Source organism: Streptomyces sp. NPDC048603 (assembly GCF_043199475.1).
Lineage (GTDB): Bacteria > Actinomycetota > Actinomycetes > Streptomycetales > Streptomycetaceae > Streptomyces.
Window position 1 is genome coordinate 473,865 of record NZ_JBICVY010000007.1, and the last position, 16,010, is coordinate 489,874.

Sequence of the window (16,010 nt, forward strand, 5' to 3'; positions counted from 1 at the left end):
GCGGTTCCGGCTGTCCGAACCACCGTTTAGGTTTGGGCGCGCACGATGGGATCGGGGGACAGGGTCATGGACCGCACAGAGGGACACGGAGGCTCGGAACCGGGTGTTCCGACAGGAGTCCCGGCCGCAAGCGCGGCGGGGTCGGCAGCCGCCCCGGCCCGGGTCGTCCGGCTGACGGCCGGCGCGTTCGCCCTGACCGTCAACCCCGTGGACGGCAGCGAGATAGAGCCGCGCCGCCCCGGAGCGGACACCGCCGGCGGCACCGGCCAACCCGCCCGCCGCGACGCCGCCGCCCGGGCCTCCCTCGCCGCCGCCGCACTGCCCGCCGTACCGCCCGGACCCGGCCTGCCCGCCCTCCCGCTGCTGGAGCGCCAGGAGGAGCGGGAACGGCTCGTACGGCTGCTCGGGCGCGGCCGGTCCGTGCGGCTGACCGGGCCCTCCGGATCCGGCCGCAGCGCCCTCCTCGACGCGGTCGCCGAGGACTGCGCCGGACTGGCACCGGACGGGGTCGTACGGCTCTCCGGCCACCGGTACACGGCCACCGAACTCCTGCACGCCCTCTACACCACGGTCTACGACGCGGACCTGCGGCGGCCCGACCGGGACGAACTCCTCACCGGTGTCCGGGAGATCGGCGCCATCGTGCTCGTCGACGACCTGGAGCTGGGCGGCCCCGCCCTCGACGAACTGCTGCGCGCCACCCCGGAATGCGCCTACCTGCTGGCCGCCGGCCCCGACACCCCGGCGCCCTCGGAGGGCGCCCACCTGGACGAGGTCGCCCTCGGCGGGCTCACCCGGGACGGCTGCGCGGAACTGCTGGAGACGGCGCTCGGGCGGGCCCTGACCGAGGAGGAGACCGCCTGGGCGGAGGACCTGCGCTTCGCCTCGGAGGGGCTGCCGCTGCGGTTCGTCCAGGCGGCGGCGCTGCTGCGGCAGTGCGACGAGCTCAACCGGCGGGTCGCGGAGTCCGAGGACGAGGACGCCGAGGAGCCGGGCGTCTTCGAGGAGCGTCCGCGCGACGCGGCACCGGTCCCGGCACCGACCCTCGCGGAAGCCGCCGCCCCCGCCCAGCTGCTGGCGGCCCGGGCCGGCGAGGCCGCACGGGCGGCCCTCCGCTTCGCCGGCGCCCTGGGCGGCGAGATGCCGCACCACGCGCACCTGCCGGCCCTGGTCGGGGACACCCACGCGGACCTGGCCGTCGGTGAACTCCTGGCCTGCGGACTGCTGACCCCCGCCGGAACCCGGTACCGGCTGGCGGCCGGCGTGGCACGCCAGCTGACCGAGGCCGGCTGGGAGCCGGACGAGGAGGCGCGCACGGCGGCCCGGCACTACGCCTGGTGGACCGGGCACTCCTCGGTGACCCCGGAGCGGGTCGCTGCGGAGGCGGACGCGGTGCTGGCGGCACTGGCGGGCGCGGACGTGGTCGCGGGCGTGATGCTGGCGCGCAGCGCCGCACCCGCCTTCGCGGCATCACTGCAGTGGGGTGCCTGGGAGCGGGTGCTGCGGGCCGGTGCGGAGGCCGCGCGGACGGCCGGAGAGGTCGCGGAACAGGCTTACTTCCACCACGAGTTGGGCGTACTCGCGCTGTGCGGGGGCCGGCTGGACCGGGCCCGGGCGGAACTCGAGGCCTCGATCGGGCTGAGGGGCGCGCTGGCGGACAAGCGCGGCACCGTCGCGGGGCGGCGGGCGCTGGCGCTGGTCGCGGACCAGGAGCGGGCCGCGACGGCCGTACGGCCGGTGGCCTCGCCGCCGCTGCGGCTGGAGGCGCCGCAGGGCGGTTCGGCGCCGGGTGGTGCCGCGGCCGGTTCTGCCGGTGCTGCGGGTGCTGCCGGTTCTGCCGGTGCGCCTGCGCTGCCGCGCGGTGCCGCGGGAGCGCCGGCGCTGCCCGCCGCGCTGTCCGCCCCGCCCGCTCTGCCCGGCCGCGCGGGCCCTTCGGGCGCGGCTCCCGGCGTGCCCTCGGCCGGGGCGCCCGGGGCACCGGTCCGGCCCGCCGCGGCAGCTGCCGCGGCCGCCGGAGCGCCCGCGGCCGCAGCTGCCGCTGCCGCCGCGGCGGCGGGCCTGGCCGCCGGGGGCGGTTCGGAAGCGGCCACGCAGGTCGTGCCGCGGATGACGGGGCCGCTGCCGGTTCCGTCGCCGCACGGTCCCGGGGTGGGACTTCCGGGGGTTTCCGGAACGGTCCCGACCACGCAGGCCGCGGCGTTCGAGGACGACGTGCACCTCGGTCCGGTGCCGGCGGGTCCCCGGCCGAAGCAGAACCGCCGGGACCCGGTGGTGCTGGCCGGTGCGGCCGTCCTGGTGGTGGCCCTGCTGGGAACGGGCATCAGTCTGGTGCTGACCTCGGGCGACGGTTCGGAACCGGGCGTGCAGCCGAAGTCCGGGACGGCGACCTCGGTCGACCCCAAGAACAGCTGGAACGATCCTGCGCCGGATCCCTCGGAGGAGGTGGCGGGGACTTCGAGGCCGTCCGCCTCGGGGAGCGCGTCGCCGTCGGGGACGGCCACGTCCAGCCCGTCACCGGGGCCCAGCCAGTCGGTGTCGGCGTCGCCGTCGGCGAGTGCGAGCGGCACCCGGACGCCGCCGGTGAAGCCTTCGTCCTCGCCGCCGGTCTCCTCGCCGGTCTCCACGCCGCCGACGACCCCCACGTCGCAGCCGCCCACGTCCGAGCCGCCGACGTCCACGGCTCCGGCGACTCCGACCGGGGGGCCGTCGAGTTCGTCCTCGGCGAGCGTGACGGCGAGCGGCCGGTCGCCTGAGGCGAGCGCGTCCTCGTAGCGGCTTCGGGTGGGCCGTGCCGCGTCCAAGGCCGGGAGCGGCTCCGGACGGGCGGGGTACGGCCGCGGGGACGGCGGTGTCCCGGTGTGCCCACCTCCCCCGGACTTCGTCCGGGGGGACCCCCACCCCCAAGCTCTCGGCTTTGCTCGAGCAGGTGGGGGTACCCCCGGCGAAAGCCAGGGGGAGGACCCCCATCGCCCTGCGGGACGCCTGCCCACACCGGGTGGCGAGTGGCCTCAGAAGAGGCGGAGCTCAGAAGAGGCGGAGCTTGTCGTCCTCGATGCCGCGCAGGGCGTCGTAGTCCAGGACCACGCAGTCCATGCCGCGGTCGGTGGCGAGCACGCGGGCCTGCGGCTTGATCTCCTGGGCCGCGAAGACGCCGCGGACCGGCGCCAGGTGCGGGTCCCGGTTCAGCAGTTCCAGGTAGCGGGTGAGCTGCTCGACGCCGTCGATCTCGCCCCGCCGCTTGATCTCGACCGCCACGGTGGCGCCGTCGGCGTCCCGGCACAGGATGTCCACCGGCCCGATCGCCGTCATGTACTCGCGGCGGATCAGCGTGTAGCCGTCGCCCAGGGTCTCGATGCGGTCCGCGAGCAGCTCCTGGAGGTGCGCCTCGACGCCGTCCTTGATCAGCCCGGGGTCCACGCCCAGCTCGTGCGAGGAGTCGTGGAGGACTTCTTCCATCGTGATGATGAGCTTCTCGCCCGCCTTGTTGACGACCGTCCAGACGCCTTCCTCGTCCCCCGTCCCCTCCTTGAGGGTGCACGGCGGGGACATCCAGTTGAGCGGTTTGTACGCCCGGTCGTCCGCGTGGATCGAGACACTGCCGTCGGCCTTCACGAGGATCAGACGGGGTGCGGAGGGCAGATGGGCGGTGAGCCGGCCCGCGTAGTCGACGGAGCAGCGGGCAATGACGAGACGCATGGTCGGCAACGCTACTCGAAGGAGCCGCCCTCACGCGATTCGCCCCCGAAAGCCCCGTTCGCGGATGGCGCGTTGTATGCGCATTCTCCTGGTGCGGTCCCCATGGGACGCCTACCGTGGTGAGCAGGAGGTTGCCGAACGCGCACACTTCGTCGCCGCGCGTCGCGGCGCCTCCTTCCCTGCCCGTAAGACTCCGGTCACCGAAACGGCCGGGGTCGCGAGAGGAGAACCCATGTCGCTCGACGTCTCACCGGCCCTACTCGAACAGGCCGAGCGAGGCGAGGTCGACGAAGCCGCTTTCGTCGACTGCGTCCGGACCTCCCTGCCCTACGCATGGGAGATGATCAGCTCGCTGGTGGCCCAGCTGAAGGTCGACGGCGGAGAGTTCGCCGACAACCAGACGCCGCCGCCGGACGAGCAGGCGCGTGGCCAGCTGCTGCGTGCGCTCGCGAGTGACGCGATACGCGGTGCGCTGCAGCGGCACTTCGGAGTGCGGCTCGCCTTCCAGAACTGCCACCGGGTCGCGGTGTTCCCCCTGGACGCCTCGGCCGATGACCGGCTGGCCAAGTTCACGTCGATCCGCGGTCAGCTGCTGAACCAGTCCCCGGAGCTCCGGGACTGCTGAGCGGATCAGATCAGGCCCACCTGCCCGTCGTCTACGGCCGATCCACCCGATCCACCCGAACCATCTGATCCACCCGAACCGATTCAAGGCATCCGAACGATTCGCAGGCTCCTCGCTGCCGCTCCCCACCCGGAGCGGCAGCCACCGCCCGCCACCGTCGCCGCGGCCCGGCCCTCAGGTCAGCCGGGGCAGGACCTCGGCGCCCAGCCGCCGTACGTTCTCCTCGGTCGCCGCGAGGTCGCCCGAGCCCTCGGCCAGCAGCGCGAACCGGGTGATCCCGGTGCGCTCGGCAGTGGCCGCCAGCCGGTCCGCGGCGAGTTCCACCGTCCCGACCGGGTGGAGGGCGCACAGCAGGTCCGTGTACGCGACGGGGTCCCGCATCGCGCGCTGCCGCCCGTCCACCGTCACATGAGCGTCCAGCCCCTGCTTCAGCCAGCCCGGCATCGCCTTCAGAAGCGTCTCCCGGGCGTCCGCCGTCCGGTCCGCCAGCTGGCAGACGCCCGCCGAGACATGGCCGGCAGCCCGGACCGCGCCGGGGGAATGGCCCGCCGCGAGCGCCGTCTCCCGCCAGAGGGCGACCATCGCCGCCTTCTCCTCGTCCCCGCAGTGCATGCCCAGCAGCATCGGCAACCCGCGCTCGGCGGCGGCCCGTACCGAGGTGGGCGAGGTGCAGGCGAGGATCACTTCCGGCCCTGTTCCGTCACCGTCCAGGGCCTCCGCCGGCCGCGGTACGACGGCCACGTCGCGGAACGAGTACCGCCCGCCTGCCGACCCCACCCGGGATTCGCCCAGCCAGTGCCGCAGCAGGTCCAGTGCCTCCGGGAAGTCCCGCTCGTACGCCGTCAGACCGCCGCCGAAGACCTCCAGGTCCACCCAGGGACCGCCCCGGCCGACCCCCAGCGTGAACCGGCCGCCCGAGGTCAGGTGCAGCAGCGCGGCCTGTTCGCCGAGCGCCACCGGGTGGGTGTTCGGCAGCACGCTCACCGCCGTGCCGACCCGGATCCGTCTGGTCAGGCCGAGCAGCTGGGCGGCCAGGGTCACCGCCGACGGGCACACCCCGTACGGGACGAAGTGGTGCTCGGCCACCCAGACCGAGTCCAGCCCGGCCTCCTCCGCCACCTCCGCGGTCCGCACCGCCCGGTGCAGCGCCTCCCCCTGCCCCTGGCCCGGGAACTGGGCCGCCAGTACAAACGCTCCTACGCGCATCGCCTTCTGCCTCCTTGCGGCTGACGCGGCTCCCCCTCCCTGGCAACAACGTCTGACACGTGCCAAAGGCACGGCCTGACAGGAAAGTTATTGAGATTTTCGGCCCAGCTCGGCCCGGGGGATCCGCTCCGTGAACACCCTGCGGGTTCCCCGGTTCGCTCCGCGTAGTCTGGTGGAAAGTCCCTTCCGTCCGCTGCTCCGTGAGGTATACGTGTCACCGCGCCACAACCGCCCCAAGGGCGGCGAGAACCCGGCCGAAGGTCCCCGGACCCCTCCCGGCCGCTTCGGCCTGGAGAACACCGAGGAGTGGATGGGCGAGGACTGGAAGGTGCGGCACGTCGCGGGCGCGAGCGCGGTGGGCAAGCGCTACCGCTGCCCCGGCTGCGACCAGGAGATCCCCTCCGGCACCCCGCACCTGGTGGCCTGGCCCGAGTACGGCGGCGTCGACGACCGCCGGCACTGGCACAAGGCCTGCTGGAACGCGAAGGACCGCCGCACCACGAAGGTGCAGCGGTCCAGGAACGCGCCGAAGCACTGAGGGGCGCCTCCGGTCAGACGTCGCGGCGGCCGACCACCGCGTACGAAGCCGCCACCGCGGCCGCCGTGACCAGGCCGAGCGCGGTCAGCTGGGCGAGGTCGCCCGGCATCGTCATGTCGCCGTCGGTCCCGTCGGTCGCCCCGAAGAGCTGGATCAGGGCCAGCGGCGAGCTGTAGCCGACCAGGACCCGGCCGACCCCCGCGGTCGCGTCCCACACGCCGAGCATCGAGCCCAGCACCGGCGGCACGGTGACCAGCCCCAGCATCAGGGCGATGCCGCCCGCCGAGTGCCGCACCAGCGCGCCGACCGCGAGCGCCAGCACCCCCAGCAGGGTCACGTACAGGCTGCCGGCCAGCGCCCCCGACCACTCGGACGCGGAGTGCACCCCGGCACCGCGGCCGGAGTGCACCAGCGCGGCGGCGACGCCGACCAGGAAGACCGAAGCGGCGACCGTGGCGTAGGCGACCGTGCTGAAGACGATGTACTTCGCGGTCAGCACCCGGTTCCGGTCCGGGGCGGCGGTCAGCGTGGTGCGGATCAGTCCGGTGCCGTACTCGGAGCTGATGGCCAGCACCCCCAGCACGATCACCGACACCTGCCCGACCATCAGGCCGAACATTGCGGGGCCGGTGAACGGCATCTGCTCGTAGTCCGCCGACGCGGTCTGCGTCACCGCGAGTCCGCCGATGCCGGTCACCACCAGCACCAGCGAGCCGAGGGTGAACATGGTGGAGCGCACCGAGACCAGCTTGGTCCACTCCGAGGCCACGGCATGCGCGAGGCTGGGCTTCGGGGTGGGCAGCGGCGAGGTGTACGCCGGGGCCGGTGCGGTGGCGGGTGCGCCGGCCGGCGCGGTGGCCGTGCCGTTCGCAGGGCCGGTGGCCGGGCCGGTCATCGGGCCTCCTCCGGGTCGTTCTCGCGGTCGTGCTCGTGGTCGTTTGAGGGGTTGCCCGCCAGCTCGGCGGGGCTGCGCGGCATCAGGAAGGGCCGGCTGCCGGGGGAGCCCGGCGGCGGGGGAGCGTAGAACCCGGCGGCGGTCTCGGCCGCCAGCTCGGCGGAGCCCTCGTCCTCCCAGGGCGGCAGCGCCATCGGGTCGGTCTCGAAGAGCTCGGCCCGGGGGTCCTCGGTGGAGGTGTACTCGACGGAGCTCTGCGTCATCCGCATGTACGCCTCCTCGAGCGAGGCCTTGTGCGGGGACAGCTCCCACAGCCGTACGCCGGCCCCGTGCGCGAGATCGGAGATCCGGGGCAGTTCCAGACCGGTCACCCGCAGGGCGCCGTCGGGCTCCTGGAGCACCCGGCCGCCCTCCTTGACGAGCAGCTCGTGCAGGGCCTGCCGGTCCGCGGGGTCGCCGTCGGCGACCCGGAGCCGAGCGAATCCGGCCGAATTGCGGGCGATGAACTCCTGCACGCCCATGTCGGCCAGCAGCCGCCCGCGCCCGATCACGATCAGGTGGTCGGCGGTGAGGGCCATCTCACTCATCAGGTGCGAGGAGACGAAGACGGTGCGGCCCTCGGCGGCGAGCTGCTTCATGAGGTTGCGGACCCAGAAGATGCCCTCCGGGTCGAGGCCGTTGACCGGCTCGTCGAACAGCAGCACCTCGGGGTCGCCGAGCAGGGCGGCCGCGATGCCGAGGCGCTGGCCCATGCCGAGGGAGAAGCCCTTGGTGCGCTGGCGGGCCACGTCCTGCAGGCCGACCACGCCCAGCACCTCGTCCACCCGCTTCTCCGGGATGCCGGAGAGCTGGGCGAGGGAGAGCAGGTGGGTGCGGGCCCGGCGGCCGCCGTGCACGGCCTTGGCGTCGAGCAGCGCGCCGACGCTGCGCTGCGCGTTCGGCAGCTCCCGGAAGGGGTGTCCGTTGATCGTGACGCGGCCGGAGGTGGGCCGGTCCAGGCCGAGGATCATGCGCATGGTGGTGGACTTGCCGGAGCCGTTGGGCCCCAGGAATCCCGTCACGTGACCGGGCCTGACCTGGAAGGACAGCTGGTCGACGGCGGTCTTCGCGCCGAAGCGCTTGGTCAGGCCGACTGCCTCGATCATGCTCTCTGCCTCTTGCCGGATGGGCGGCTCTCGCCCGAGTAAGAGTTAAGAGGATATCGAGTGTCGTTCGGTTCCGCCCCGGACCGATCCCTGAGGTACCCCTGAGGTATCCCTGAGACCGGCCCGGGGTAGGGGTCAGGCGTCGCGCTTCTTCAGCACCAGCAGGCCGCCGAGCACGGAGGCGAGAACCCAGAGCACCATGATCCCGAGTCCGCCCCACGGGCCGTAGGCGAGGTCCGGGCTGTTCATGGAGTTGGGCACGGTCTGCATGATCGCGGAGCCGGCCTTGTCGGGCAGGAACTGGGCGATCTTCCGGGGGCCCTCGAACGCGGTGAGGATGTTCGAGATGATCAGGAAGAAGGGGATCAGGATGCCCAGCGAGGCGACGGTGCTGCGCAGCATCATGGCCACGCCCATGGAGAACAGGGCGAGCAGCGCCATGTAGAGGCCGGCGCCGACGACGGCGCGCAGCACGTTCTCCTTGCCGAGGCCGATGCCGTGGTCACCGAGCAGGGCCTGGGAGATGAAGAACGACAGGAAGCTGGTGACCAGGCCGACCACCAGGGCCAGCACCGTGGCCACGGTGAGCTTGCCGAGCAGGAAGCTCTCCCGGCGCGGCACCGCCGCGAGGGAGGTGCGGATCATGCCGGTGCTGTACTCGGTGCCGACCACCAGCACACCGAAGACGATCATCGCCAGCTGGCCGAGGCCCATGCCGGAGAAGCTCACCAGGGCGGGGTCGAAGGTGGCCTGCTCGGCCGCCGGCAGGTCCTCGAAGGACGAGCCGAGGTAGGCGGCCAGCAGCGAGCCCATCGCGACGGTGACCACGAGGGCCGCGGCGAGGGTCCAGACGGTGGAGGCCACCGTGCGGATCTTGGTCCACTCGGAGCGGAGGACTGCGGAGAAGGCCACGGTCACTCACCGCCCTTCGGGGCCGCCGGGGCGCCGGTGCCCCACGCGGGGACCTCGGCGGGCCGGGCCGGGTTGTCCGCGGCCATGCCGGGTGCCGGGATGCCGGGAACCCCGGGTGCTCCGGGGGCGTGCGCGTGGTATTCGACCGCGTCCGCCGTCATACGCATGAACGCTTCCTCCAGTGAAGCCTGCTGCGGGCTGAGTTCGTGCAGCACGATCTGGTGCCGTGCCGCGAGCTCGCCGAGTTCCTCGGCCGGAGTCCCGTTGACTTCCAGGGCGCCGGTGCCGGGGACGTCGACCGCGATGATCCCGGCTTCGTGCAGGACGTCCTTGAGGCGTTCCTGCTGCGGGGAGCGGAGCCGTACGAAGCTCCGCGAGTTCTTCTGGATGAAATCCGTCATCGAAGTGTCGGCCAGCAGCTTTCCCTGCCCGATGACGATCAAATGGTCGGCCGTGAGAGCCATTTCGCTCATCAGGTGAGACGAAACGAAGATCGTCCTTCCCTCGGAGGCGAGACCCTTCATAAGATTGCGGATCCAGAGAATTCCCTCCGGGTCCAGACCATTGACGGGTTCGTCGAACATCAGGATCTCGGGGTCGCCGAGCAGCGCGGCGGCGATGCCGAGGCGCTGGCCCATGCCCAGGGAGAATCCCTTCGACTTCTTCTTGGCCACGGCCGTCAGTCCGACCAGGTCAAGCACCTCGTCGACCCGGCTCTGCGGGATGCTGTTCGACTGGGCGAGGCAGAGAAGGTTGTTGTACGCGCTGCGGCCGCCGTGCATCGCCTTGGCGTCCAGCAGTGCTCCGATGTGTTTCAGTGGCTCCCTGAGGTCCCGGTAGTGCTTGCCGTCGATCCGGACCGTGCCACTGGTCGGGTTGTCGAGGTCGAGCATCATGCGCATGGTCGTGGACTTCCCGGCCCCGTTGGGACCGAGGAAACCGGTGACCACCCCCGGTTTGACCTGGAAGCTGAGGCTGTCGACGGCGGTCTTGGCGCCGAATCGTTTCGTAAGGCCCTCTAGCTCGATCATGCGCCTGACACTAGAACGGCCGAAGGCCCCACGCCAATTCGGAAACGGACGTGGGGCCTTCGGGCACGGGGTGTTCGCTACCGGCGGGTACAGGAGGGGGGTACCAGTCGGGCGCCGTGGGTGTCGCTCGTGGGTCAGCGGCTCTGCTGGGCCGGCACGCCGCGGCTGACCGGCTCGTCGTCGATCACCGGGGTGGCGGCGGCGACGGCCGCGCCGGTCAGCGTCGCGAGCATCTCGCGGACGTTGGTCAGCTGCGCGTTGATGGAGTCGCGGCGGTTGGTGAGCGCAGCCAGCTCGCGCTCGGATTCGCTGCGGATGCGGTCCGCCTTGGCGTTGGCGTCGGCCACGATGTCCTCGGCCTGGCGCTGCGCGGTCTCCACGGTCTGGCGGGCCCGGCGCTCGGCGTCCGTGCGCAGCTTCTCGGCCTCCAGGCGCAGCTGCTCGGCCCGGTGCTCGATCTCGGCGAGGCGCTTCTCGGCCTTGGCCTGACGGGAGGCCAGGTCGCGCTCGGACTGCTCGCGGCGCTTGGCCAGGTTGGTCTCGAAGTCCGCGGCGGCCTGGGCGGCCTTGGCGCGGGTCTCCTCGAACAGCGCGTCGGCTTCCTCGCGCTTGGACTGGGCGTCCTTGGTGGCCTCGGCGCGCAGCTGCTGCGCGTCGCCCTTGGCCTTCTCGACGATCCGGACGCCCTCGTCCTCGGCCTTGGACTTGCGCTCGGCGGCGAAGGACTCGGCGTCGTTGCGGACCTGCTGGGCGGCGGACTCGGCCAGCTCGCGGTGCTGCTCGGCCGCGCGACGGGCCTCCTCGCGCAGGTCCTTCGCCTCCTCCTCGGCGAGCCGCAGGATCTTCTCGACCCGGGCGCCGAGGCCGGCGTACGACGGCTCCGCGTCGCTGACCTGGGCCTGGGCGTTCTGCGTTTCGAGGTGGAGCTCCTCGATGCGCTTTTCCAGGGAGTTGATGCGGGACAGGGCGCTGTCACGGTCGGCGACGAGCTTGGTAATGCGGTCGTCCACCTGACCGCGGTCGTAACCACGCCGCACGAGCTCGAAGCCGAAGGGGGAGGAAGTGTCGCTCATGGGGTTCCTGTCGAATGAGACCGATGAGGTGCTACGTGAGGTGTTAAGGGGAATCCTAGGCGCCGGAGCGGCGTGTCATCGAGTCAATCCCAGTTTGATCTGGACAATGACACCCCTTTTGAGTGGCAAGGCGACGGAATGCTTGTCCGCCGTTCGCCTGAAGTCCCATCAGGAGCACACCTCGGTGTCAGTTCGCTACCCCTCTGACGACTTGCCACCCGAACGAGTGGAACCTGCTGCCGCTCCCGCCTTCACTCCACCGGAGCCCTGGCTTCCCACCGATGACTTTCCGCCATTTGCAGGCGCCTCGAATGATTCCAACGCCTCAAGCACATCCTGGACACGGGAGATCTCCGCCTGAATGTCCTCCCGGCGGCGGACGAGAACGTCCAGTTCCCGACGACCCTCCTCGACCAGGCGTTCGGCCTCGGCCTTGGCCCGTTCCAGGACCTCCTCGGCCTCGCGCGACAGGTCGGCCTTCTTCTGCTCGGCCTCCTTCAGCAGCTGCTCGGCCTTGCGTACCGCGGCGATACGTACCTTCGACGCCTCGCTGCTGGCGTCCGAAACCAGCTCCTTGGCCTTCGCCTCGGCCTCGGCGCTCTGCTCGGTGGCGGCCTTCACCAGCTTGTCGACCCGCTCGCCGGCCGACTTCATCTGCTCCGCCGTCTCCCGGCGGGCCCGCTCGTGCAGCTCCTCCACCTCGGACTCGACCCGGCCGCGGAGCTCCTCCACCCGCTCCCTTATGGCGGCCGCGTCCGTGCGCGCGCCGACCAGCAGCTCGTCGGCGTCCGTACGGGCCTTCTCCACCGTCAGGTTGCCCTCGACGGTGGCCTCCGAGGTGATCCGGGCGGCCTCCTTCCGGGCCGCGTCCACCATCGTGTCCGCCTGCTCCTCGGCCGCGGTGGTCGCGGCGAGCGCCTGCTTCTGCGCGTCGGCGGTGAGCTTCTCCGCCTCCGCGACGGACTCCGAGATGAGCCGGTCGACCTGCTCGGCGGCCTCGGTACGGCGCTTGTTCGCCGCCTCCCGGGCATCGTCGAGCAGCCGCTCGGACTCCTCGCGGGCCTCGTTGCGGGTCCGCTCGGCGTCGGTCGCCGCTTCCGACTTGACCCGCTCGGCCTCCGACCGGGTGCGGGTGGCGTGCTCCTGCGCCGAGGACAGCGCCTCGGACGCCTCGGCGCGCAGCCGCTCGGCCTCCGCGGCGGCCTCGCCGACGGTGCGTTCGTTGTCCTTGCGGGTCTCCTCGACCAGCCGCTCGGCTTCGCCGGCGGCCTCGGTGATGAGCCGGTCGGCCTGCTCGGCGGCCTCGGTGCGCAGCCGGTTGCCCTCGGCGCGCGCCTCGTCCATGGTCTGCTCGGACTCGCGCTCGGCGGCGGCCAGGGTCTCGGAGGCCGCGGCGGTGACCCGCTCGGCCTCGGCGGTGGCCTCGCCGATGATCCGGCCGCCCTCGGTACGGGCGTCGTCGAGGATCCGCTCGGCCACGGCCTTGAGGGCCTCGGCCCGCTCGGTCGCCTCGCCGACCGTACGGTCGTTGGCCGCACGGGTCTCGGCCGTCATCCGCTCGGTCTCGGCGGTGGCCTCGGCGATCAGCCGCTCGCCCTCGGCCCGCGCCTCGTCCAGGGTGCGTGCGCCGTCCCGCTCGGCACCGGCCAGCGTCTCGGCCGCCTTCGCGGTGAGCGCCTCCGCCTCGGTGGTGAGCCGCTCGGCCTCCGCGGCGGCCTCGCCGACGGTGCGTTCGTTGTCCTTGCGGGTCTCCTCGACCAGCCGCTCGGCTTCGCCGGCGGCCTCGGTGATGAGCCGGTCGGCCTGCTCGGCGGCCTCGGTGCGCAGCCGGTTGCCCTCGGCGCGCGCCTCGTCCAGGGTGCCGGCGGCCTCGGCCCGGGTGGCCTCGGCGGCCTCCGCGGCCTCGGCGGTGATCCGCTCCGCCTCGGCGGTGGCCTCGCCGACCGTGGCCTCGTTGGCCGTACGGGTCTCCGCGGTCAGCCGCTCCGCCTCCGCGGTCGCCTCGGCCGTGATCCGCAGGCCCTCCGCGCGGGACTCCTCCAGCGAGACCGCGGCGTCGCTGCGGATGCGGTTGGCGTCCTCACGGGCGTCCGCCCGGGTCCGGGCCGCGTCCCGCTCGGCCGCGGCCAGCGCGTCCGTCGCCTCCGTACGCACCCGCTGCGCGTACTCGCCGGTGTCCGTACGCAGCTGCTCGGCCTCGGCGATGGCGTCCGCGACGGTGCGCTCGGCCAGCGCCTTCGCCGCGTCCGTCTCCGACTTCGCCTCGGTGCGGATCCGGGCGGCGTCCTCGCCGGCCCGCTCCCGCTCCGCGTGCGCGTCGGAGCGGAGCCGGTCCGCCTCCTCCTGTGCCTCGGTCCGGGTGCGCTCCGCGGCGTGCTCGGCGGCGCTGCGCAGCCCGGTGATCTCCTCCTCGGCCTCCTCGCGCAGGCCGGACACGGACTCCCGCACCTCGCGGGCGGTGGTCTCCGCGGCCGCCACCAGCTCGGCGGCCCGCCGGTCCGCCTCCTCGACCAGCCGGGTCGCCTCGGCCTGTGCCTCCTCGGTGCGCTTGCGGGCCGCCGCGAGGAGCTCCTCGCTCTGCTCGCGGGCCTGGGCGCGCTCGCTGCCGGCCTCCTCGCGGGCACCGGTCAGGGTCTCCTCGGCCTCCCGGCGGCGGCGCGCGGCCTCGTCCTGCGCGGCGGCGAGGGCCTCGGCGGCCTCCTCGGCGACCCGCTCGGCGGCCGCCTTCGCCTCGGCGCGCAGCCGGTCGGCGGTGTCCTGGGCCTCGGCACGCACCCGCTCGGCCTCGGCCTCGGCCTCACCGGTCAGCCGTACGGCGACCTGCTCGGCCTCCGCCCGGACCCGGCCGGCGTCCTCCGCCGCATCGGTGCGCAGCTGGTCGGCCTCGGCCTCCGACTGCGACTGCAGGGTGCGGATCCGCTCGGCCGACTCGGCCCGCAGCCGGTCGTTCTCCTCGGTGGTCTCGCGGCGGATGGTCTCGGCGGCGGCGCGCGCGTCGCGCAGCGTCTGCTCGGCCGTGGTCAGCCGTGCCTCCGCCTCCTCCTGCAGCCGGGCCAGTTCGGTGCCGGCCTCGGCCCGGCGGGCGGCCAGCGCCCGGTCCGCCTCCTCGCGCCGCTCGCGCAGCGCGGTGTCGGTCTCGGTGCGCAGCGCCTCGGCGGCCTCCTCGGCCTCGGTGCGCAGCCGCTCGGCCTCGGCGCGGGTGCGCTCCAGGGTCTCCTCGGCCTGGGCGCGCAGGGTCTGGGCCCGCTCGATGGCCTCGGCACGGACCCGCTCGCTCTCCGCACCGGCGCCGCGGCGCAGCTCGTCGGCGTCCGCCTTGGCCTTGCTGAGCAGCTCCTCGGCGGTCTTGGCCGCCTCCTCGATCTGGGTGACGGCCTCGCGGCGGGCCTCGCCGCGGATCCGCTCGCCCTCGGCGACGGCCTCGGCACGCAGCTGCTCGGCCTCGCCGCGCAGCCGCCGCGCCTCCTCCTGGAGCTCGACGGTCTTGGCCCGGTACTCGGCGGTGTCGTCCTTGGCGGCGCCCTTGAGCTGCTCGGCGCTGGTGGCGGCCTGTGCGTGCAGCCGCTCGGCCTCGGCCTCCGCCTCGCGGCGGACCCGCTCGGCCTCCTCGGTCGCGGCCCGGGTGGTGGCCCTGGCGTCCTCGGACGCCTTGTTGAGGATGTCCTCGGCGGTCCGGGCCGCCTTGGCGAGCTGTGCGGCGGTGTCCTCGGCGGCGGCCGTACGGGCCTCCTCGCCGGCCTCGGCGCGCAGCCGCTCGGCCTCGGCGCGGGCGTCGGCGAGCGACTGCTCCGCCTCCGCCTTGAGGGCCTCGGCCTCCTTGGTGGCCTCGGTGACCAGTCGCGCGACCTGCTCCTTGGCGGTGCGGGTGCGCTGCTCGTTGACCGACTCGGCGGAGGCCACCTGCTTGGAAGCGGACTCCTTGGCGTCGGCGAGCAGCTTCTCGGCCTCGGCGCGGGCCTCGCGGAGCGCGCCCTCGGCCTCCTGGACCCGCTGGTCGGCGACCCGGCCGAGGTCGAGGGTCTGCTGCCGGGTCTGCTCGGACTCGGCGCTGGCGGCGGAGCGCAGCCGCTCGGCGTGGTCGGTGGCCTCCTGGGCCTGCGAGGAGGCGGCGGCCAGCAGCCGCTCGGCCTCCTTGCGGGCGCGCAGCAGGGTGGCCTCGGCCTCGGCCCGGCCGGCCTCGGAGGCCTCGGCGAGCCGGCGCCGGGTCTCCTCGGCGACCCGGGCGGCCTCGGCGCGGGCCGCGCTCAGGGCCTGCTCGGCCTCGGCGCGGGACTCCTCCATGAGCCGGCGCGCCTGGGACTCCGTACGGGCGCGCAGCTGCTCGGCCCAGGCCACGTTCTCGTTGACGTGCGCCTCGACGGTCTGCCGGCGCTCGTTGAGCTCCTGGTCCAGCCGCTGGCGGCGGCTGACCGCCTCGGAGTGCAGTTCGGCTTGCAGACGGGCCTGGTGCTCGGCGTGCTCCTGCAGGATGCGCTGGGTCTGGGCCCGGGCCTCGCGCATCTCGCGCTCGGCGTCGGAACGCATCTGGTCGGCCTGGAGCTGCGCCTCGCGCAGCATCTGCTCGGCCTGGTAGCCGATGTCCTGGCCGTTGTAGGCGGGGCGGGACGCGAGTGCGCGACGCACCTCGTGGAGCTTGGCCCGCAGCACCTCGACCTGGTAGCCCAGGTCCTCGGCGTGCTGGACGGCCTTCTCGCGCTCCTTCTTCAGCCGCTCCATCTCGGCCTCGAAGCGCGAGAGATGGTCGGCCTCAGCCTGATGGCTCTCCTGGCGTTCGTAGCCCCGCACGGCGCGGTCCCATCCGTCCCCTGGTCGCAAGCTCACTCCCAATTGAGCACCGTCCGCCCGCTGAACGGCGCCCCCGGGGAAATATGGTGTCAGATGCCGGGGCA

The 16,010-nt window shown here is 73.5% G+C and carries 11 protein-coding genes; 3 read left to right on the forward strand and 8 right to left on the reverse strand.

The window, feature by feature from the left end; translation table 11 throughout:
- The first annotated feature begins 66 nt into the window (after positions 1-66).
- Positions 67-2,772 (forward strand): ATP-binding protein, encoded by a 2,706-nt coding sequence (locus ACGFQ9_RS20145; RefSeq protein ID WP_393575285.1) that lies wholly within the window; start codon positions 67-69, stop codon positions 2,770-2,772.
- Positions 2,773-3,024: 252 nt separating this feature from the next.
- Here ACGFQ9_RS20145 and nucS read toward each other — a convergent pair whose 3' ends face one another.
- The gene (gene nucS, locus ACGFQ9_RS20150; protein WP_393575287.1) at positions 3,025-3,696 is read right to left on the reverse strand and encodes an endonuclease NucS; all 672 of its coding nucleotides are present in this window, start codon (positions 3,694-3,696) and stop codon (positions 3,025-3,027) included.
- Positions 3,697-3,928: 232 nt separating this feature from the next.
- Here nucS and ACGFQ9_RS20155 point away from each other — a divergent pair, with 232 nt between their 5' ends.
- Positions 3,929-4,321 (forward strand): SCO5389 family protein, encoded by a 393-nt coding sequence (locus ACGFQ9_RS20155; RefSeq protein WP_030685118.1) that lies wholly within the window; start codon positions 3,929-3,931, stop codon positions 4,319-4,321.
- 174 nt (positions 4,322-4,495) lie between these two features.
- Here the strand turns inward: ACGFQ9_RS20155 and ACGFQ9_RS20160 are convergent, their stop codons facing one another.
- Positions 4,496-5,527, reverse strand: a complete 1,032-nt coding sequence (locus ACGFQ9_RS20160; protein ID WP_393575289.1) for an LLM class flavin-dependent oxidoreductase — start codon at positions 5,525-5,527, stop codon at positions 4,496-4,498.
- Between the two features lie 211 nt (positions 5,528-5,738).
- On the opposite strand from ACGFQ9_RS20160, the gene ACGFQ9_RS20165 reads away from it, so the two are divergent.
- Complete coding sequence (locus ACGFQ9_RS20165; protein ID WP_393575290.1) at positions 5,739-6,065, forward strand: ATP/GTP-binding protein; 327 nt, start codon at positions 5,739-5,741, stop codon at positions 6,063-6,065.
- 13 nt (positions 6,066-6,078) lie between these two features.
- Here ACGFQ9_RS20165 and ACGFQ9_RS20170 read toward each other — a convergent pair whose 3' ends face one another.
- From ACGFQ9_RS20170 to scy, 6 genes are all read right to left on the reverse strand, one after another.
- Entirely contained in the window at positions 6,079-6,960 is an 882-nt protein-coding gene (locus ACGFQ9_RS20170) for an ABC transporter permease (RefSeq protein ID WP_393575291.1), read from the reverse strand.
- On the reverse strand, positions 6,957-8,105 hold the full coding sequence (locus ACGFQ9_RS20175) for an ABC transporter ATP-binding protein (protein WP_393575293.1): 1,149 nt from the start codon (positions 8,103-8,105) through the stop codon (positions 6,957-6,959). The genes ACGFQ9_RS20170 and ACGFQ9_RS20175 overlap by 4 nt, the downstream gene beginning before the upstream one ends.
- 135 nt (positions 8,106-8,240) lie before the next feature.
- Complete coding sequence (locus tag ACGFQ9_RS20180) at positions 8,241-9,017, reverse strand: ABC transporter permease subunit (RefSeq protein WP_393575295.1); 777 nt, start codon at positions 9,015-9,017, stop codon at positions 8,241-8,243.
- Positions 9,018-9,019: 2 nt separating this feature from the next.
- Positions 9,020-10,048, reverse strand: coding sequence for an ATP-binding cassette domain-containing protein (locus ACGFQ9_RS20185; protein WP_393575297.1), 1,029 nt, complete (start codon positions 10,046-10,048; stop codon positions 9,020-9,022).
- Positions 10,049-10,182: 134 nt separating this feature from the next.
- Complete coding sequence (locus tag ACGFQ9_RS20190; protein ID WP_393575298.1) at positions 10,183-11,121, reverse strand: cellulose-binding protein; 939 nt, start codon at positions 11,119-11,121, stop codon at positions 10,183-10,185.
- Positions 11,122-11,316: 195 nt separating this feature from the next.
- Positions 11,317-15,906: a polarized growth protein Scy gene (gene scy, locus ACGFQ9_RS20195; RefSeq protein ID WP_393575394.1), complete on the reverse strand. Its 4,590-nt coding sequence runs from the start codon at positions 15,904-15,906 to the stop codon at positions 11,317-11,319.
- Between the last annotated feature and the right edge of the window lie 104 nt (positions 15,907-16,010).

Coding starts and splice junctions, on each gene's coding strand:
- ACGFQ9_RS20145 (WP_393575285.1), top strand. CDS start 67: ATGGACCGCACAGAGGGACACGGAGGCTCGGAACCGGGTGTTCCGACA.
- nucS (WP_393575287.1), bottom strand. CDS start 3,696: ATGCGTCTCGTCATTGCCCGCTGCTCCGTCGACTACGCGGGCCGGCTC.
- ACGFQ9_RS20155 (WP_030685118.1), top strand. CDS start 3,929: ATGTCGCTCGACGTCTCACCGGCCCTACTCGAACAGGCCGAGCGAGGC.
- ACGFQ9_RS20160 (WP_393575289.1), bottom strand. CDS start 5,527: ATGCGCGTAGGAGCGTTTGTACTGGCGGCCCAGTTCCCGGGCCAGGGG.
- ACGFQ9_RS20170 (WP_393575291.1), bottom strand. CDS start 6,960: ATGACCGGCCCGGCCACCGGCCCTGCGAACGGCACGGCCACCGCGCCG.
- ACGFQ9_RS20175 (WP_393575293.1), bottom strand. CDS start 8,105: ATGATCGAGGCAGTCGGCCTGACCAAGCGCTTCGGCGCGAAGACCGCC.
- ACGFQ9_RS20185 (WP_393575297.1), bottom strand. CDS start 10,048: ATGATCGAGCTAGAGGGCCTTACGAAACGATTCGGCGCCAAGACCGCC.
- ACGFQ9_RS20190 (WP_393575298.1), bottom strand. CDS start 11,121: ATGAGCGACACTTCCTCCCCCTTCGGCTTCGAGCTCGTGCGGCGTGGT.